The sequence below is a fragment of the Streptomyces durbertensis genome (genome assembly GCF_014156695.1).
Taxonomy (GTDB): Bacteria; Actinomycetota; Actinomycetes; order Streptomycetales; family Streptomycetaceae; genus Streptomyces; species Streptomyces durbertensis.
Window position 1 is genome coordinate 1 of the sequence record NZ_WMLF01000815.1, and the last position, 1,110, is coordinate 1,110.

The 1,110-nt window shown below is 71.6% G+C and carries 1 protein-coding gene; it reads right to left on the reverse strand.

The window, feature by feature from the left end; genetic code table 11:
* Positions 1-46: 46 nt before the first annotated feature.
* Complete coding sequence (locus GL263_RS27020; RefSeq protein WP_323379580.1) at positions 47-1,102, reverse strand: calcium/sodium antiporter; 1,056 nt, start codon at positions 1,100-1,102, stop codon at positions 47-49.
* Positions 1,103-1,110 lie beyond the last annotated feature (8 nt).

Genomic DNA, 1,110 nt, shown 5'->3' on the forward strand with positions numbered 1-1,110 from the left:
GTGTCCCGCCGCGCCCTCACGCGCGGCGGGACACCGGCCCCGCACCTCACCTCCGCGCCGCCGCCCGCAGACGCCGCAACCGCACCTCGTACAGGGTGAACACCAGCACCGTCACCGCGACCAGCGGCAGCACGAACCAGACCATGACCGCCGTGAAGCCGGACAGCGCGTCGTGCTCGGTGGCGGCCAGCACCAGATAGGCCATGTACGCCAGGTACAGCGCGACGAACAGCCCGCCCTCCCACCGGCTGATCACAAACCCGGTGAAGGCGATCGGCAGCAGGGCGACGGACGCGGCCACCATCAGCGGCAGGTCCAGCGCGACGGCTTCCGCCGGAACGGGAAGACCTCCGGCCGCGAGCAGCGCCGGCAGCCCCAGTACAAGACCGATGTTGGCGATGTTGCTGCCCACGATGTTGCCCACCGCCATGTCCCGCTCACCGCGCCGCACGGCCACCACCGACACCGCGAGTTCCGGCAGCGAGGTGCCGACCGCGACCACGGTCAGACCGACCACCAGACTGCTGACCCCCAGCTCGGTCGCCACGTTCACCGCACCCTCCACCAACAGGTGCGCCCCGCCGACCAGCAACGCCACCCCGGCCACCACCAGCAGCACCGCCAGCCACACCGGCAGCGGCCGGAACTCCTCGTCCGCGCCCGACGCCGCCTTCTCCTCGGCCTCCTCCCCCTCCAACACCGCGACCGGCCTCTTCGCCCGCCCCAGCACCACACTCAGCGTCAGATAACCGACCAGCACCGCCAGGAACAGCCCGCCGTCCACCGCCCCGATCCGCCCGTCCAGCGACAGGACCAGCAGCAAACCGGACAGCACCAGCATGATCGGCACGTCGATCCGGATCAGCCGCCGCGTCACGAGCAGCGGCAGCACCAGCGCCGACACACCGAGGATGAGCAGCACGTTCGCGATGTTGCTGCCCACCACGTTACCCACGGCGAGCCCCGGCTCGTCCCGCGCCACGGCCCCCACGGTGACCGCCAACTCCGGCGCGGACGTGGCCAACGAGACCACGGTCAACCCCACCACCAGCGACGAGATACCGGCCCTCCGTGCGAGGCCGGAGGCCCCCCGCACCAACACCTCACCCC